The sequence below is a fragment of the Streptomyces callyspongiae genome (assembly GCF_047200695.1).
GTDB lineage: Bacteria > Actinomycetota > Actinomycetes > Streptomycetales > Streptomycetaceae > Streptomyces.
In genome coordinates, this window is sequence record NZ_JBJZOM010000002.1 from 146,606 (window position 1) to 163,806 (window position 17,201).

Genomic DNA, 17,201 nt, shown 5'->3' on the forward strand with positions numbered 1-17,201 from the left:
TTCTAATCAGTCGACTGACACCCGGTCAAGCACTCTCGCAAGTCCGACAGTTCAGGATTCGGGCGGCGGGTATGTCCGTTGTTTCCGCTCACTGGCCCACGGCGGACCACTTCCGGTATAAGGAGTACCCCCTGCGACCAGGCGTGCCCGGATTGTCACCGCTTCCACCGGTTCGTGCGGGCGAGTGACGCGCCGCGCCTCCCGGCACGGAACAGAACACGATTCGGAAACGGTCGTCGACACTCCTCGCACCGAATGCGGAGCCGCGACGCCATGGGGACGGCAGTGGCGCGGCCGGGAGGTCCGGCAACGGAATGTCGTCGCCCGTGGCGGTGCCTCAACGAGCCCGCTCCTCCAGGTCGAGGAGAAGGTCGTCGATCACCGACTCCTCCTCGACGCGGACGCCGTACTCGGCCAGAGCGGCGCTCAGCATCGGGTCCCACGGTGTCGGAACCGGCGTGCCCGTGAGCCCCTGCGGCTCGCGCGCCCGGGCCACGGCAGCCCCGTAGTCGACCGCTGAGTAGCGCCAGGGCTGCCAGGGCACACCGCGCCGCAAGGTGGTGGCAATGTGCATGCCGCCCCAGTCGAAGTCACCGTGGTACAGGACGTCGGCTCCCTGCGCGGACAAGGCGCGCAGCAGGGTGAGCGCGGCCGCGGAGGGCTGCCCCTGGAGGCACACCAGGGGAGGACAGGCCGGGCCGAGGGAGTCGGCAGCGGCGGACAGGACGGCGGGGTTCTCGCAGACGTGGACGGCTCCCGCGGGCGCGGTGATCGCACCGACGTCGTGGCGAGTGAGTGCGCGCAGCGTCACCACCGCAGGCTCGCCCTCGTCGGCCATCCAGTCGAGGGCCGGTGTGCCGCGCAGGTTGAGGGTCAGCACGGTGGACGACACGTCGTCCCGCAGCAGGCCGCCGGCAGCCCAGGCCGCGCGCCGCCACTCGGCTCCGGCGCCCTCGGGGAAGTCCGTGAGGGCCCGGATTCCCGAGAGGACGAGGGTGGCCAGCGGCGTTCCTTCGTCCAGCGCGTGAGCGCCGGCGAGGTACCGCGCTGCGAACGCCGACCGCGGCATCGGGGGAACCAAGGGCAGCAGGCGCAGAGCCTGCACGGTGGCGGTCACCAGCGGCCCGGCAGCTTCCGGTGTCCGTGCGAGGCGCCGCACCAGGCCGTCCCTGCGCATCCGCTCGGCCCAGTCGCCCAGTTCGGCCCCCAGCGCAGAAAGCGGCTCCAGGGCCTCCTCCCATGCCTGCGCCTCCCGTTCCCGTATCTCGGCCCGGGGGACGACGGGCCCGGCGAGGGCGTGCAGGGCGGCCTGCAGCCCGTGGGGGCTGACGCCCGAGTGGCGCAGCACCGCGTCCACCGCCTCGAGACGGACCGTCAGGGACGTGCCGGCACCCGGAGCCCGTCCCAGAAGGCGCTCGGCAGCCCGGCGCTGGCAGGCGTCGGGCTGCGCCAGGGTGACCGTTCCGGTCAGCCCGCGCCCCTGGGCGAGGCGGCGGCGGAGGCGGTCCAGGAGCCATGCCAGGCCGGGGTCCCCGAGCAGCCGTTGCAGGCGTTCGGTGTCGACCCCTGCCTCGGCCTGCGGCGTTCCGGGCTGTTCTGCCGCCTCGGTGGCGCTCGATGCCCCGCATTCCCCCGGCGGCCGGGCCGCGGACGGCCGTTCGGCCGACGAGGAGGGCGACGAAGGCGGCGACGAGGGGTTCAGTTCCACGCCGGTTCCTGTCCCGTGACGCCGGGACCGGCGGTGCGTACCGTTCCGGCGGTGGGTGCGGGCGCGTCCTCTTCGGCCCTGTCACGGCCGTCGGGCTGGGCGGGGATCTCCCGTGCCTCCACGGCGGAGCCCGGCTCGCTTCCGCGTCGCCGCTCGCTGCCGTTCCACTCCCATCGGGTGACCAGGACGGCGTCGATGTCGTCGACGCGGGACAGCTGTGCGATGGCGATTCCGGGGACCTGCGGGTAGCAGGCCCATTCGCGTTCGCTGGTCATGACGACGTCGAGGTCGAAGGCGTGCAGCAGGCCCAGGCACTTGGCGCGGGAGTCGTCGTCCACGCCGGCGAACGCCTCGTCGAGGGTGACCAGGCGCGGGGCGTGCGCGCCGGCCGCGCTCGCGTAGTGGGAGGACGCCGCGGCGAAGAGGGGCACGGAGGCGGCCAGGGCGCGTTCGCCGCCCGAAGCGGGCCCGGTGGCCGGTACCCATTTGCCGTGCTGGTGGCGTTCGACACCGAACTCGTGCCAGGAGCGGTAGTCGAGTGCGGCGGTGAGGTCCTCCAGCCAGCTGCCGGTGCTGTCGTCGGCCTGCCGACGTGCGATCTGTTCCTGCAGGAACGCCCCGACGGCGGTCCGGTCCTCCGGCGACCAGGCGTCGGCGGACTGGCGCAGCCGTTCCCGGGCCTGGGCGAGTCCCTGCGGGGCGTGGCGGGAGGCCCGCCACACCAGGCGCAGCGTCATCCCCGTGGAGGTCGGACGTTCCTCCAGTTCGGTGTTCATGGCCTGTACCTGGCGTTCCGCGGTACCGATCAGCTCCTGGAGGGTGCCGGCTACCTCGGTGATCAGGTGGGTTTCGAGGATCTCGCGCTCGTGGGCGGACAGGATGCGGGTGAGTTCGGCGACTTCGGTGGCCAGGGCGTCGGCGAGTTCGGGGACGGCCCGTTCCCGGCCCTGGTAGACGATGTCGACCCGCATGCCGTCCTCGCTGGGCCGGGCGGTCGCGGTGTGTCCGTGCCGGGACAGCGCGTCCTGCAGTCTGCCGAACTCCTCGCTCACACGCTTCTGCACCCGCTCCCAGGCTGCGTCCGAGTCGTCGACGTCGGAGAGCCGGGACTCCACGGCGCGGGCGAGGCCGACGGCGGGGGTGGCAGCCCAGGCGCCTGCGTCGGTGTCCGGCACGTCCATGTCGGGGAGGGCGACGGTGAGCAGTCCGGTCGCGGCGAAACGCTGCAGGCCGGCGACGGCGCGTTCCCGGTCGGCCGTCGCGTCGGCGACGTCCTCGCCCAGCTGCTGGATGCGTCCCTCGGCGTGGCCGGCCCGTCGGGTCGCGTCGTTGAACTCCTCCTGCACCCGGCGCTGTTCGTCCTGACAGGTGTGCAGTCCGGACGCTGTCTCGGCCAGTCGCCGCTCGAGGTCGGCGACGGCGGCTCCGACCGTGGAGCGGAGGGTGGCGTGGCGTTCGTCCGCCGCTGCCGCGAGCCGCGCGGCCTCGGCGGCCCGCTGGGCCAGTTCGGTGACAAGGTGTTCGGCACGGTCGTTCTCCGTGCGCTCCTCGTCCACGGCGTGCGCGGCATCCGTCCGCTCGCGCAGGGCAGGCCAGAGTCCGGCGAGCAGGGTCGTGTGGTCGGCGAGAGCCTGCCGCACGCCCCTCAGTCCGGGCCGGTCGGTGGGGAGATGCATGTCGCCCGCTGCTTCGGCCAGTTCACCCAGCGCGCGGTCGGCGTTCCGGGACACGCTGCTCAGCCGGGCGGTTCGCTCGTCGTGCCGTAGGCGTGCCCGCCGCACCGCGTCGGCGGCCGCCGTGACGCGGGCGTGGGCGTGGCGCAGGGCGTCGTCGCCCGGTACGGCGGCGAGTTCCGCGTCCAGCACCGCACGACGCTCGGAGAGGGTGCGCAGTTCCTCCGCCAGCTGGTGCCGTTCGGTCTCCAGGGACGCCAGCACGGTGCGCAGTTCGCGCATGCGGGCCCGGCGGGCCTGCTCCCGCGCGCCTTCGCCGACGTACTGCGCGGTGTCCTTGGCCCAACTGCCGGTCAGCGCGCCGATGCGGAAGCGCCCGTCCGCGGAGATCCAGGTGTCGGTGCCGCCGACAGGATGGACGGGCTCGCCGTCACCGGTGCCGCGCTCTTCGGCGAAGCCGATCGCGGCGAGCAGCCGGGCGACCGTGGGCTCTCCCACGGCCCGCGCGCCCTCGTCCGCGGGGTCGGCCGCGGGGCAGAGCACCTGGTCGAGTCCTGCCCGATGGGCCGGGTGCGGAGAGTCGGGCGAGGCGGCGGGGGCGAGGAGTACGTCGTGGCCGTCGGCGGCCAGCGCGGAGCCGTCCGGACGGACCCAGGCGTCGAGGAGTCCCGACGCCTCCAGCGCGGCTTCCAGCCCGGCCCGCTCGCTGTCGGTGACCTGGGGGCGGAAGTCGACGAGTCGCCACAGCGGGGCGCCGGCGGCCCCGTTGCGGGCTTCGGGTGAGCGGGTGTGCGGCGGTTCCGGGCTGCGACGGCTGCCGGTTTCGAGGGCGGTCAGTTCCTCTGCCGAGAGTTTCTGCCGGTCCGCCAGGCCGGCGTCCCGGTGTGTCAGCTCGGCGGACCGGTCGGCCAGCTCTGCGGTGCGGGTCCGATGCGTTTCGGCCGCGGCCACGCGTGCCGGGTGCGGGCCCTCCGCGCCGGTCGTCCATTCCTGCACGGCGTCGAGCAGGCCCGGAAGCCCGGGCAGCCGCAACTCCGCACAGCCGGACAGGTGGTCCCGCACGGCCGCGACGAGCGTCCGGCCCTCCTCGGCCACACCGTCCTCCGCCTCCGCGAGACGCTCACCGCTGTGCACGACCTCCTCGTCGGCCTCGTCGGCCCGCACCTGCGCGGAGCGCCGTTCCTCCTCGGCCCGTTCCGACCGCTCGGCGAGTTCCTCGACATGCGCCACGGCACGCTGCCGGCGCGCCGTCGCCTCGTCGGCCTCCCGCCGCAGGACCGCTGCGGGTGCTCCTTCCGTCCGGGGAGTGTCCAGCCGGGCGGCTGCGGCGCTGTCCGCCACCCGGCGCCGGAGGTCGTCCCACGCCTCCTGCGCGGCGGAAAGACGGTTGCCGGCGGTGGCGAGGCGGCCGGCGGCCCGGGCGTGCGCGTCCGCGGCCGTGCGCCGGTCGGCCTCGGCACGCGTACGTTCCCCGGCCGTGCGGGTGGCGTCCGCTGCGGCCTGTTCCAGTGCGCGGGCATCGCGCATCTCCGGGCCGCTGCGCAGCGCGGCGTCCTGCGCGGTGAGTCGCGCCGAGCGTTCGTCCAGGGCGGCCGCCTGCTCCAGCGCCTTCTCCCGGTCCGCGGCAGCCTGTTCGTGGTCGCCGTGTGCGGTGGCGAGTTCGCGCTGCAGGTGTGCGTACCGTGCGTGCTCGGTGCGCGGCAGGCGGGCCCGGCGGCGGGAGGCGATGCGGGCGTAGCGGCGGTAGTGGTCGAGGAATCCCGACGAGGCCTGTTCCGCCTCGCGTGCCGCCCGCAGCTCCTCCTTCTCCTCGTCGAGCGACCGGAACGCCTCGGCGGCGTCCGCGACGACGGCCTGGTCCATCGGCGGCAGGGCTTCGGTCAGCGCCTTCGACAGGGCCGCCTCGCTGGGCCGTTTGGACAGCTGCGGCTGGCGCAGCTGGATGAGGAGGTCGACGAGTGCGGCGTAGCGGCGTTCTCCGAGCCCGAACAGTGCCTCGTCGACCGCTCTGCGGTAGGTCTTCGCCGTGTCGTACACCATGCCGCGGGTACCGATCGCCTCGGCGAGACGGTCGCGGGACAGGGCGGTGCGGGTGGCGTCGACCAGGTGCAGGTCCGCGCCGACGCGCTGGTCGGTCACGGCGAACCAGTGCCGGGCGATGCCGCGGCCGGTGACCGCCTTCAGCCCGCACAGCAGCGTGCGGACGTGCGGCTCGCCGGTGGTGTCGTCGAGCCGGCCGAACTCGATCCAGGTGTAGCCGAGCCGCTCGGGGTGGGGGTGGGCGCCGCCGAGGAGGAGGTTCCACTCCATCCGCTTGCCGGGGTCGCCGTCGGGTTCGACGCGGCGCGCCGAGAGGTCGCCGTCCAGCAGGAAGGGGAGGGCGAGGGCGAGGACCTTCGACTTTCCGGTGCCGTTGTTGCCGCGCAGCAGCAGCCGGCCGTCCCGGAACCAGAACTCCTCGGCGTCGTAGTGGAACAGGTCGACGAGCCCGAGGCGCAGGGGCCGCCAGCGGCCGGGAGCGGGGGCGGGGAGGGTGGTCGGGACGCGGTTCACCGTGCGCCTTTCCGTGTCGTGTTCTGCTGGGCGGCGGCGCGGCGTGCGGCGGGTTGCGCCTCCCGGACGACCGCCTCGCCGACCGCGTACCGTGCGAGCGCCGGCCGGGGGACGACGCCCTGGTCGGTGCGTGCGACGAGCCCCAGGGCAGTGAGCTTCGTCAGTGCCTGCTCGACCAGTTCGGGTTCGGCTCCCGGTTCGCGCGCCGCTTTGGACCAGAAGCTGCCGTGTTCCGCGGCGAGTTCGCGTACCCGGGCGGCCAGTTCCGCGGGCTCGACGGGCCGTCCCGCCTGCGCCAGGTGCTCGGCGAGCAGCAGGGTGATGTGGCCGTGCGTGCCCTGTTCGGGCATGCGGACGTCGGTGAGGTCGTCCAGGGGATCGACCATGGCGATGCCTTCGGCGCGCACCTCGGCGACCAGGCCGGTGAGTTCACCGATCCGGGCGGTGAGGAAGCCGCGCTGGCGGGTGAGGTAGGCGAGTTCGTCGTCCGCCAGGTCGTCGTAGTACAGCACCGGTTCGTCGAGGAGGAGCCGGGTCAGCTTCCAGCGGATGGCGCGAAAGCGCAGTTCGTCGCTGTCCAGGGCGGTCTGCGCGGTCATCTCCGCGAGGCGCTCGTCGGTGTCGCGCGCCTCGATCAGGGACGGTCCGCGCAGGGTGGCGGGCATGCCGGCCAGCACCCGCCGCCGCACGTCGTACAGCACGTCGCCGGAGCCGCTGACGTAGGAGTCTTCGTCGCCAGCGACCCGCCGCAGCACGCCGAACCGCAGCAGGAGGCGTACCACGGCCGCGAGGTCGAGGCGTTCGTCGCGCCGCTCCAGGGTGAAGGTGATCCCGGCGGTGGTGAGTTCGGGGTCGGCGGCGGCCAGCACGACCTGTTCGGCGAGCCGTCCGAGCGCCACCTGGGACTCGCCGCGTTCCAGGGCGGCCAGGGTCAGGCACAGCAGGACGTAGCGGCGCCGGGTGAAGGGCAGGGCGGCCCGTCCGGTCTCGCGGGCCGGGTGCGTGCTGTCGGTGAGGACGCCCGGTGTCTTGCGCAGCCGCGCGGTGTCGGCGTCCGTGCGCAGGGACCAGCCGGCGTTGCGCTCGAACCACTCCCGCAGCTCGGAGGCGTGCCGCCGCACCAGACGGAACGCGTCGGCGTGCGGTCCGTCGGCGGTGAGCAGCGGTTCCTTCAGCAGGGCGCGTGCGGCGCGCCGGAGGTCGGCCTCGCGCTGGCCGTCGAGGACTTCGGTGAGCGGCCCGGTCATCGCGCCCCCTCGGTGTGCCGCACGGCGGGGGCGCTCTCCGGCTGCGGTCCGGGTCCGACGAGGCCGGCAGCGGCGATGTCGACCAGGTGGTCCGGTCCGCTGAACACGCCGTGCGGCGTGCGCACTTCGGCTGTGGTGCCGTCGTCGAGCGCGGTCAGCCGGATCTCCATCGAACCGTCCCCGCTGGTGGCCGTGGTGTGCGTCATGTCCGGGCGCCAGGTGGCGAGGGCATCACCGAGCAGGCGCAGGAACAGGTCGAAGGCGCGCGGGTCCAGTTCTCCCAGCCGGGACAGCCGGACCGGGCCGTCCGTGACGAGCCGGGCCCGCGCCTCGCGAGCCTGCTCGGCCTGCCGGGCGGCGATCTCGGCGAGTTCGCGTCTGGCGTCGCTGCGGTCGGTCACCCTGCGGGGTTTCCCGCGCCGTTCGTAGCTTCCGGTGCGGCGCAGCTGCGGGCTGATGCGGAGCGGCCGCGCCCGTGCCCAGGGTGTCGAGGCCGGTTCGGGCCGGGAGGACCGCTCGGCGAGGGTGTCGGCGTCGGCGGTGAGATGCCGGGACGGGTACAGGCCGAAGGCCACCCGCCACAGTCGGTGCCGCGTCTCGTCGTCCGGCGCCTCCGCGAACCAGCGTGCCAGCTCGCGGAAGTCGGCCGACCGGTCCGAGCGTCCGGCCCGCCGCTCGTTCAGCTGCCGTACGACGGCGAGAAGCTGCGGGATGGCGTTGAGGGCCCGGCCACGCAGCAGCCTGGCCTGCGACTCGCGGCCCTCGCCCGACACGAACCACTCCGCGAGCCCGGACCACCTCGCCGCCCATCGGGTCCGTGCCGCCTTCTCGGCCTGCGCGGCGTCCTCGGGAGCGGCGTCGGCGGCGTCCCGGACGGCGGCCAGATCCAGCAGCGGTCCGACCCGCCCCTGGGACTCCAGCTCGCCGATCAGTGCGGCGATGCGCCCGCCGAGGGTGATGAGATCCTGGATGAACCGCTCCAGGTACTGGATGAGCCGGTCCTTGTAGGCGAGGAAGGCTTCGACCTCCACGTCGTGCAGGTCGATGGTGCGCTGCAGCGAGCCCATGAACGCGCGGGCGTTGTCGGCGAGATCGGTGAAGCGCGAGGTGAGCACGGACAGGGCGACGTATGTCTTCGCCGGGTCGGGCTCCTCCTCCGCCGCGATCACGAGCAGTGCCCGCAACTGCGTGACGATGTCGTGCAGCGCGACCGCCTGCAGCTCGCCGCGGCGCCCCAGCACCTCGTCGTACGTGCCCAGCGCGGCCTCGGTGGCCTCGCCGGCGCGGGTGAGCTGGTAGATGAACCGCTTCCGGTAGAAGTCCTCCACCGCCGTCACCCGCGCGGTGTCCGGGTCGGCCCTCAGGTTCCCCCAGCCGACGAGGGCGTCCAGCGCCTTCACCACGGCCTCCGGGTCCGTCGGCCGCTCACCGGCCGCCATCGCGGCGTGCACGTCCTCCGGCCGCAGGTGCACCGCGAACCGCTCCTTGGCGGCGAGGAACGTCCGCATCACCGCGCGGTAGAGGGCGGCGTTGGGCGCGGTCAGGTGGGCGAAGGGGGCGTAGTCAGTGGCGTCTGTGCCGGCGGGCTGCGAAGGCGGCGAGGTCATTGCGGGGCATTATCCCGGACCGCTGCCCAGCCGTGTGCGTGGTGTCCGGATTCCGTTCACCTGCCTCCTCAGCAGCCGCCCTCGACTCCGGCTCCGATCCAGCCACCTTGCCCTGGAGCGTGAGACTTCGGGCGCACCCTCGCCAAGGACGCGACCGAGGCGGCCCGTGCCACGGCTGTCTCGAGCGTGCACTAATGTTGATCTCGCTGCGCGCACCTTCCCGGAGGGTACGTCAGCGGCGTTCAGTGGGCCGTTCCAGGCTGTGATGGACGAATGGTCTCCATCGCGTGTTGCACGCGGTGTGACTAGCGGATGCCCGGTAGGGCGGTCCCTGCCATTCCCTTCACACCAAGGAGTGGTGACACGTGAACCTCGTTGACTACAAGGCCGCACGTCGGATTCGGCTTCGTCGGATCCTGGTGGATGTCGCCGTGGGCGTCATCGCCAACCTCGTGGTGGCGTCGCTGACCGTTGCAGCGCGCCTGGTCATCTGACACGGGCGAGTGGCGGGCCCGGTGAGCCCGCCACCTCCCTGTCGGGCGTCTCCGTTCAGAACAGGGGAAGCTCCTCCACCATCTTCGACGGCTTGTTCCTCCGCCGACGCTTGCGCCGCCCCCGACTGGGACGTGGCAACGGCGGCGTGCGCATCTCCCGCGACAAGTTCTCCCACGTGGGGCGCAACCCATGTATCTGCACGTCGCCGACCCGGTCTTTCAGATAGGCACGGGTCTCCTCGTCCGTGGAGTGAATGACCGTCGCGCGACTCGCCCGAGTGAGCAGCACGTGGTAGGCGTGACGCACGAGCCGGGAGAATTCGTCGTCACCTACGCTTGCGGCCTTCACCTTGGGGTCGAACGACCCCGGTACCCGGACGCGTCTGACCTTCGACCCCGCATACTTGCGCTCCTCACCGCGCCGGAACACCCACCGGCCGTCACGGCGCACCATGTCCTCACCCATGATCACTCCGCACCAGTCCCACTCGAGCCCCTGGGCCGTGTACACGCAGCCGATCTGGCCGAGGCCGTTCTCATGGACGGACCAGACCTTCGAGGGAGGCACACCGTTCTCGCAGAACGCGTCGGTCTTGGCGTTCCAGGGGCGATGCCAGTCGCCGATGCGTACATCGGCCTCCAGCCTCTTCTCCCTGCCGAGGGGCTCCGTCCAGGGCCAGCAGTAGCCCGCCACCATCCGTGCTGAGGCTCCGGCGAGCGCTTCTGTACGGATGATCTCCTCGAGTTCTCCCGGGGTGTCGACGACCTCGACGTGCATGAGCCCGTCGGGAGTCCACTGCTCGGGCTCGTGGTCCGTCAGCCCGAGAACCGCTTTGACCCAGCGGATGTAGGCGTCGCTACCGCCACATCGAAACTGCTCCCGCAGCCGGTACTGCAGGAGATGCGCGCCTCGCCGCTCGGCCGCCGCCTGGATCAGCTCGACGGTGCCGACCTCCTTCGGCCGCACCGTCTGCTTCTCGTCGAGGAAGAACACCGCCAGACGGGAGGCGTCGAGGAGCTCGTCCACCTGGGGCTGTGTGCCTTGCTCCTCCGGGGGCCAGAACCGGTTGTACGAGCGGTCCCGCAGTCGATGCGCCTCGTCACAGATGAGGACGTCCAGGGGCGGATCCGGTGGCGTGACGTAGTTGTAGAAGTAGGTGAACGTCTCCTGGAACTCCTTGTCGCCGAAGCCGACGTGCTCCTGCATCGCTCCGTTGAAGGCACGACTGCCGCTGGCGTAGTTGACCGTCCTGCCCTGGCGCTCCAGGTCGGCCTTGAGCTGGAGCGCTACCGCGCTCTTGCCCGTACCGGCGCCACCGGTCACCAGAAAGATCACACGCCGCTCGTCCTGGACAAGGGCAGGGTTCCGAAGATCCGGAAGCGTCTTCGATGCCTTCGCCATGATCTCGTCGGCGACCAGCTTCTGCCGCCCTCGGAGCGTGAAGACGGTGTCTTCACCGTTCGACCAGATCATGGCGTCCAGCAAGCGGGTGTTGCGCAGGCCCATCCTGGAAAGAAGGATCTCTGCTTCGGTGGCACCGCCTTCGACGTCGAAGTGCGCTTGCAGGTCGGAGAAGAGCGCTTCACGTACATCGCCGGTGTACACGCGGGCGTAGGCACCGGTGGGCGCATCGACGTCGATCAGAGGGCGCACAGACGCTTGCGTGGCGTTGTGGAGGTAGGCGAAGCCGCCGCATTCGAAGCTGAGACCGTTCAGCGGCCCCCTATGGCCGGTGAAGGCTTGATGATGTCCGTGTAGTTGCAGCGTTGGATGCTTCTTGCGGCCCATCCCCGGCACATGCACCAGGTCAGCGGCGGCCGACTCCACTCGGGTCACTGTGGACCAGCGCTTCAGCTCTACGAGTTGCACGGAGATGTTGTGGGCCACGGGGTGACGCCCCACCAGGACGACGTCGATGAGGTGGGCACCGTCCTGGCGGCCGCTTTCGTCGATCGTCGCCCCGCACTCCACGATCATTTCCACGTTCCCCCGGTCGGCTGCAACCAGATCGGAGGCGAGACTCACCAGACTCTCCGCCCACGCGGCGCGTTCGGTCTCCGAGGCATCTCTGCCGCGGAAGTGTCGCCACCTGGCGGCGAGATGCGGCACCATCCGACGCCGGGAGTTCAGAGCGAGCAGGTCCTGCGCAGCCAACCTCAGCAGGAGCATGGACACGAGGAGGTTCCCCCAGAGCACGAGTGACTCGTGCGGGTGGGGGCATGTCCCTGGGGAAGCCCATCGGGCCGCAACCGGTGCGGATGATCCTACGGAGTCGCGATTCACCGACACCGGGGTGGGGCATCGCAGGGACGGAGCCCAGGGCAAGTCGGGTAGTTCAACAAGCCGATGCCCGGGCGTGGACCCACTGCGGAAGACACGATCTCCCTGTGGTCGGACTGCCTGGCTTCCCTCACCGCCTTGAGCCGACGACTGAACGTAGTCGGAGAGACTCGTCTAGGATTTGTCCGGTCCGCGCTTCGGTGGAAACGGCGCGTAACGCCGACTGCGGACGGGCAGTACAGACGGGGTGTCGAGAAGCGGGGCGGCGCATGCGGGAAGGCCGGTGGACCACGGTCACCGAGTCCGAGTTCGACCACGAACGCCGTGGCCTGGAGGCCATCCGGAAGAAGTTGCCGGACGCCGACCCCTGGCGGGCCTGGTCGAACTTCACCTTCACCTCCCACACGGGCCACGTCCGCGAGGTCGATCTCCTCGTCGTCGCTCCGGGCGGCGTGTGCATGATCGAACTCAAGGACTGGCATGGCTCGGTGACCAGTGAGAACGGCACCTGGATCCAGACCACGCCCAGTGGTCATCGCCGCCCGCACGGCAACCCGCTGCACCTCGTCAACAAGAAGGCGAAGGAGCTGGCCACCCTGCTCGGCCAGAACGGCAGGCGGGTGTGGGTGGGCGAAGCCGTCTGCTTCACCGACGGCGGGCTGCGCGTGCGCCTGCCCGCCCACGACCAGAACGGCGTCCACACCGTGGACGAGCTGGTCGCGATGCTGATGCAGCCGCCGCGTGACGAGCGGCGCCGCATCACGGCTGCCGGTTCCCGCGAGATCAAGTCCGCGCTCGACCGGATCGGTATCCGGCGGAGCGATGCCGAGTACAAGGTCGGCCCGTACCAGCTGGCCCGCAAAGCCTTCGACACCGGCCCGACCTGGGCCGATTACACGGCGGAACACAGCGAGTTGTCCGAGGTGGCGCGGGTGCGCGTCTACCTGAGTGAGCGCGGGTCGGACGCGTCGCTCCGCCGGTCGGTGGAGAGCGCGGCCCGCCGTGAGGCGGCCGTGCTGCAGCGGTTCAAGCACCCCGGCGTCGTTCAGCTCAAGCAGTACTTCCCCTCGGGGCACTCCGCGGGCCCTGCCCTGATCTTCGACTACGATCCGCGCACGCTGCGCCTCGACGAGTACCTGCTCCAGCACGGCAAGAGCCTCGACATCCTCGGCCGGATGGCGCTGGTCCGCCAGCTCGCCGAGACGATGCGCTCCGCGCACTCCGCACGGCTCCACCACCGAGCGTTGACCGCCCGCGCCGTGCACGTGATCCCCCGCGACCGGGGCCGACGCGGGCGGGCGATCGGGGAGGACGCCGCCTGGCTCAGCCCCCGTCTGGAGATCTCCGACTGGCAGATCGCCACCCAGCGCACCTCCGACACGGCGGGCACCGGCGGGGGCGCGACGCGCTTCGCGCCCACCGCGCTCTCGGCGACGCACCTCTCGGAAGACTCCGACGCCTACTTCGCACCGGAGCTGACCGCCCCCAAGCCCGACCCCGTCCACCTGGACGTGTACGGCCTCGGCGTCCTCACCTATCTCCTGGCCACGGGGCGGGCTCCGGCCGCGAGCCAGGCCGAACTGCTGGCGTGGCTGGAGGCGGGCAAGGGCCTGCGGCCCAGTTCGCTGGTCGACGACCTCTCCGGGGACATCGACGAGCTGGTGCAGGCGGCGACGGCGTACCGGCCCGATCAGCGGCTGTCCTCGGTGGACGAGTTCCTGGAGATGCTGGAAATCGTGGAGGACGGCCTGACCGCCCCGGCCTCAGCCCACGATCCGGAATCGGAGAAAGACTCCGACAAGGATCCGCTGGAGGCGGTGGCCGGCGATGTGCTCGACGGACGCTGGGAAGTACGCCGGCGCCTGGGCACCGGCTCCACCAGCCGGGCCTTCCTCGTCCGCGACCTCCAGGCCGAGGCGCGCAAGTCCCGCCCGCTCGCCGTTCTGAAGGTGGCTCTCTCGGACAGCCGAGGCCAGGTGCTGGTCCACGAGGCGGAGGTGATGAACCGGCTGCGTCCCGACTCTCGGGTGATCCGGCTCGTCGAGCCGGAACCGCTGCGCATCGGGTCCCGGACCGCGCTCGCCTTGGAGTATGTGGGCGACGAACGCGAGGACTCCGACCCGGCCACCCGGTCCGCCACGGGCACGCGCACCCGCCGCCGTGAGGAGACGGTCGCCCGTCAGCTGCGCGAAGACGGCCGGCTGAAGATGGACCAGCTGGAGGCGTACGGCGACTACCTGTTCGGTGCCGTGGACTTCCTGGAGGGCGAGAGCGTCTGGCACCGCGACATCAAGCCGGACAACATTGCGATCCGCATCCGCCCCAACCGCACCCGCGAGCTGGTCCTCATCGACTTCTCCCTGGCGGGCTACCCGGCCAAGGACTACGAGGCCGGGACCGACGGCTACCTCGACCCGTTCATCGGCACCCTGACCCGCACCGCGTACGACTCGCACGCCGAGCGGTACGCCGTCGCCGTCACCCTGCACCAGATGGCGTCGGGCGAGCTGCCGAAGTGGGGCGACGGCTCGGTGCCGCCCAGGATGACGGACCCCAAGAAGGTCCCGCACCCGACGATTCAGGCCGACGCCTTCGAGCCCCTCGTCCGGGACGGGCTGGACGCCTTCTTCCGCAAGGCCCTCCACCGGGATGCGGCGCAGCGCTTCCCCGACCTGAAGCCGATGCGGGACGCCTGGCGGAAGATCTTCCTCGACGCCTCGCAGAAGCCGCCGTCCAGTCACCGTTCCCGCCACCCCGAGCCGGCCCCGCAGCAACCGGCAACGGACGACCGTCAGGCGGCGATCGCGGACGCCGAGCCGCTCACGGCGGAGGAGCAGCGGGACCTCGTGGCGGCGAAGGCCACCCGCGAGACGCACCTGTCCGCCGCGGGCCTCTCCCCGGCCGCCGAGTCCTTCCTCTACGGCCTGGGGATCACGACGGTGGGCGGGCTGCTGGACTACAGCCGCACCAAGCTCCTCAACGCTCCGGGCCTGGGCACGAAGACCCGCACGGAGGTGCAGCGCCGCCAGCGGCAGTGGGGCCGGATGCTGCGTGAGGCTCCTCTCTCCCCGCTCACCCCGAAGGCCCGCGCGGAGGCGAAGGAGGAACTCGCCCAGCTCACCGCAACCGAGTCGGCGGTCGCCGGCGCCCTGGCCGTGGGCGAGGGAGCCGGGGACCTGCCCGAGTCCGCTCTGCGCTCGGTGAGCCTGGACCTGTTGGCCACGCTCTTCGTCCCGGAGCGGAACAACAACGGCTCCAACCAGAACAAGGTCGAGATGGTGCGGCTGTTGCTGCGCCTCCCGGACGAGCACGGCGAGCTGCCCGGCATCGGCGTGTGGCCCAAGCAGAAGGACGTGGCGGACACGCTCGGCCTGTCCGCCGGGCGCATCCCGCAGATGCTGAAGGAGGAGCGCCAGCGCTGGAAGAAGCATCCGGCGGTCCGGGTGCTGCGGGACGAGATCGTCGGTCTGCTGGAGGGTCTCGGCCGGGTCGCCCCTGCAGTGGAGATCGCCGACGCGTTGGCGGTGCGACGCGGTACGCAACTGCCGGGGCGTGAGCAGCGGCGCGCGCTGGCGCTGGCCGCCGTACGGGCGGTGGTGGAGGTGGAGCAGCTCCAGCCGGACGAGGCGCAGTTCCAGCACCAGGCGAACCGCAAGGCGACGGAGGACGTCCTGGCGGCGGGCCTGCTCGCGCTGGATGTCCGGGAGGGCGACGGCCCGGACACCCCGACGGCTCCGGGACTCCTCCAGTACGCCACCCGCCTGGGCAGGACCGCCGACCGGTTGAGCCGCCTGGAGACGCTGCCGACGGCCACGACCGTGCTCAGCGAACTGGGCGCGCTCACGCCACCGCCCGGCACGGTGGACTGGGACGAACGCCGCCTGGTCGAACTGGCCGCGGCGGCGTCGGAGAACGCGGCGGCCACGCCCCGGCTGGAGATCTACCCCCGCGACCTGCCCCTGGTGCGGGCCCTGCGCCTCACCCAGGCCGGGCTGGTCCGGCTCATCCCGGGCCAGCCGGAAGGACGGCAACCCGGCCTGACGAGCAAGGACGTACACGAGCGGGTCCGGGCCCGGTTCCCCGAGCTGGTCATCAGGGACCGCCGAGGCGTCAGCACGCACGACCTGCCGGTCGACGGACCGCTCACCAAGGCGCTGCGCGAGGCCGGTTTCGACCTGACGCTGTCCACGCACGAGGTCACGCGGACGCTGCGGTATCTCCCGACGCGGATGGACAGCGCGTCCACCTATCTGACGAGTGCCGACTGGCGCCAGTCGACGCAGGCCGGCGCGGCGACGCGCTACTCCGACGACCCGCTGGTGGCGAGTGGCGTCCGGGCCGACGAACGGCTGCTGGCCTCGGCACGGCGGGACGGCTACCGGGTCCTGACGGTGCACCACGGCCGCGCGGTCGAGGCGATACGGAGACTGGCGGGCCACCGCATCGGCGCACAGCCGGTCTCGGTGACCGCACTCTTCCTGGAGTCCTTGCACGCCCTGGTCCCACCGGGCACGAAACCGACGTGGGAGACGCTCCTCAAGGCGGACGTGGCGGAGCCGGGTTCGCGGGGTGCGCTCAAGTTCGCCGAGTACGCGCGGACAGCCTGGGGCACGGTGGAGCCGCAGGTACGGGACCTGCTCGCACCGGAGACCGGTGCGGGGCCGGTGCTGCTGACAGAGGTGGCCGTGTTCGCCCGGTACGACGGGATGGGCGTCCTGGACCGGCTGGCGGAGGCGGCCCGGCAGGGCGGACGCGGGCTGTGGCTGCTGGTGCCGCAGGCGGACCCCGCGCGCGAACCGAAGCTCGGGCACACGGCGGTGGCGTACCAGGCCGGCCTGGGCGAGTGGATCGACCTGCCGGACTCGTGGGTGAAGAAGGACTACCTGTCCGGGGCGACGGACGAGAGTGTCGTGAGTGGCGTGGGCGCAACATCGCTTCGCTAGCGCGTGATCGACTGGAGTCCCGGTCTCGTGCCGCAAGATCACATAGTTGGTGACAGCTTCCCCGAGCGGGTCCGGAGGGGCCGGCTGACGCGTACCTTCCCACCTGAGCTGGTGGACTTCGTCATCGAGGAGACCGGAGTTTGGGAGGTGCGCACTCGGGGGCTGCCGGTGTGTGGCGCTTCTCGGACTCCTTCACCCTGCCGATGGACCGGGTGCTGTCAGACGGCACCTACCTCAGTGCGGGTGGTCGAGTACACGGTGGTGACCGCGACCCTGGACGCCGAGGGCGTCAGCCAGGAGACCTCCGAACTGTTCACCCTGATCACCACACTGCTCGCCCCAGCCGCGGTGCCCGCCCGCGAGCTCGCGGAGCTCCACACGGCGCGCTAGCGAAACGATCTTCAAGCACATCAAGATCGAGCAGTGCGGTGGGCGCACCGCGACCCTGCGCTCCAACAGCCCCGCCATGGTCGAGCAGGAACTATGTGCCATGCTCTGCGTCTACCAGGCCCTCCACCACCTGGTCGCCGAAACCGCCCACCACGCGCATCTCCCGGTTTCACACATCAGCTTCAAGCAGATCCTCGCCGCCGCCCGACGCTCCGTCGGCGCGGACTTTTCCCTCTCGGCAACTGGCCGCCAAGGCCCGTGACGTCCAGACCGACCTGGTCCGCGAGGCCGTAAAGCCCCGCCCC

Annotated in this window: 9 protein-coding genes; 4 read left to right on the forward strand and 5 right to left on the reverse strand. The window is 71.8% G+C overall.

Going from position 1 to position 17,201, the window contains the following annotated elements; translation table 11 throughout:
- Window positions 1–337: 337 nt before the first annotated feature.
- Genes ACL06G_RS02410 through ACL06G_RS02425 form a run of 4 tightly spaced genes read right to left on the reverse strand, consistent with a single transcriptional unit; the run spans window position 338 to window position 8,788 of the window.
- Entirely contained in the window at window positions 338–1,708 is a 1,371-nt protein-coding gene (locus ACL06G_RS02410; protein WP_412784999.1) for a TIGR02679 family protein, read from the reverse strand.
- On the reverse strand, window positions 1,699–5,934 hold the full coding sequence (locus ACL06G_RS02415; RefSeq protein ID WP_412835289.1) for a TIGR02680 family protein: 4,236 nt from the start codon (window positions 5,932–5,934) through the stop codon (window positions 1,699–1,701). Before ACL06G_RS02415 ends, ACL06G_RS02410 begins: the two co-directional genes overlap by 10 nt.
- Window positions 5,931–7,181 carry a TIGR02678 family protein gene (locus tag ACL06G_RS02420; protein WP_412785001.1) on the reverse strand — a complete coding sequence of 417 codons (1,251 nt, stop codon included), beginning with the start codon at window positions 7,179–7,181 and terminating at the stop codon, window positions 5,931–5,933. Before ACL06G_RS02420 ends, ACL06G_RS02415 begins: the two co-directional genes overlap by 4 nt.
- Window positions 7,178–8,788, reverse strand: coding sequence for a TIGR02677 family protein (locus ACL06G_RS02425; RefSeq protein ID WP_412835290.1), 1,611 nt, complete (start codon window positions 8,786–8,788; stop codon window positions 7,178–7,180). The genes ACL06G_RS02420 and ACL06G_RS02425 overlap by 4 nt, the downstream gene beginning before the upstream one ends.
- A 365-nt stretch (window positions 8,789–9,153) precedes the next feature.
- On the opposite strand from ACL06G_RS02425, the gene ACL06G_RS02430 reads away from it, so the two are divergent.
- Window positions 9,154–9,282 carry a DUF6408 family protein gene (locus tag ACL06G_RS02430; RefSeq protein WP_412835291.1) on the forward strand — a complete coding sequence of 43 codons (129 nt, stop codon included), beginning with the start codon at window positions 9,154–9,156 and terminating at the stop codon, window positions 9,280–9,282.
- Window positions 9,283–9,337: 55 nt separating this feature from the next.
- On the opposite strand, the gene ACL06G_RS02435 is transcribed toward ACL06G_RS02430, so the two are convergent.
- On the reverse strand, window positions 9,338–11,452 hold the full coding sequence (locus ACL06G_RS02435) for a DUF2075 domain-containing protein (RefSeq protein WP_412835346.1): 2,115 nt from the start codon (window positions 11,450–11,452) through the stop codon (window positions 9,338–9,340).
- A gap of 380 nt (window positions 11,453–11,832) precedes the next feature.
- On the opposite strand from ACL06G_RS02435, the gene pglW reads away from it, so the two are divergent.
- From pglW to ACL06G_RS02455, 3 genes are all read left to right on the forward strand, one after another.
- Window positions 11,833–16,506 (forward strand): BREX system serine/threonine kinase PglW, encoded by a 4,674-nt coding sequence (gene pglW / locus ACL06G_RS02440; protein WP_412835292.1) that lies wholly within the window; start codon window positions 11,833–11,835, stop codon window positions 16,504–16,506.
- 27 nt (window positions 16,507–16,533) lie between these two features.
- Window positions 16,534–16,896 carry a transposase domain-containing protein gene (locus tag ACL06G_RS21585; protein ID WP_503167844.1) on the forward strand — a complete coding sequence of 121 codons (363 nt, stop codon included), beginning with the start codon at window positions 16,534–16,536 and terminating at the stop codon, window positions 16,894–16,896.
- A 76-nt stretch (window positions 16,897–16,972) separates the two neighbouring features.
- On the forward strand, window positions 16,973–17,158 hold the full coding sequence (locus ACL06G_RS02455) for a hypothetical protein (protein WP_412835293.1): 186 nt from the start codon (window positions 16,973–16,975) through the stop codon (window positions 17,156–17,158).
- Window positions 17,159–17,201 lie beyond the last annotated feature (43 nt).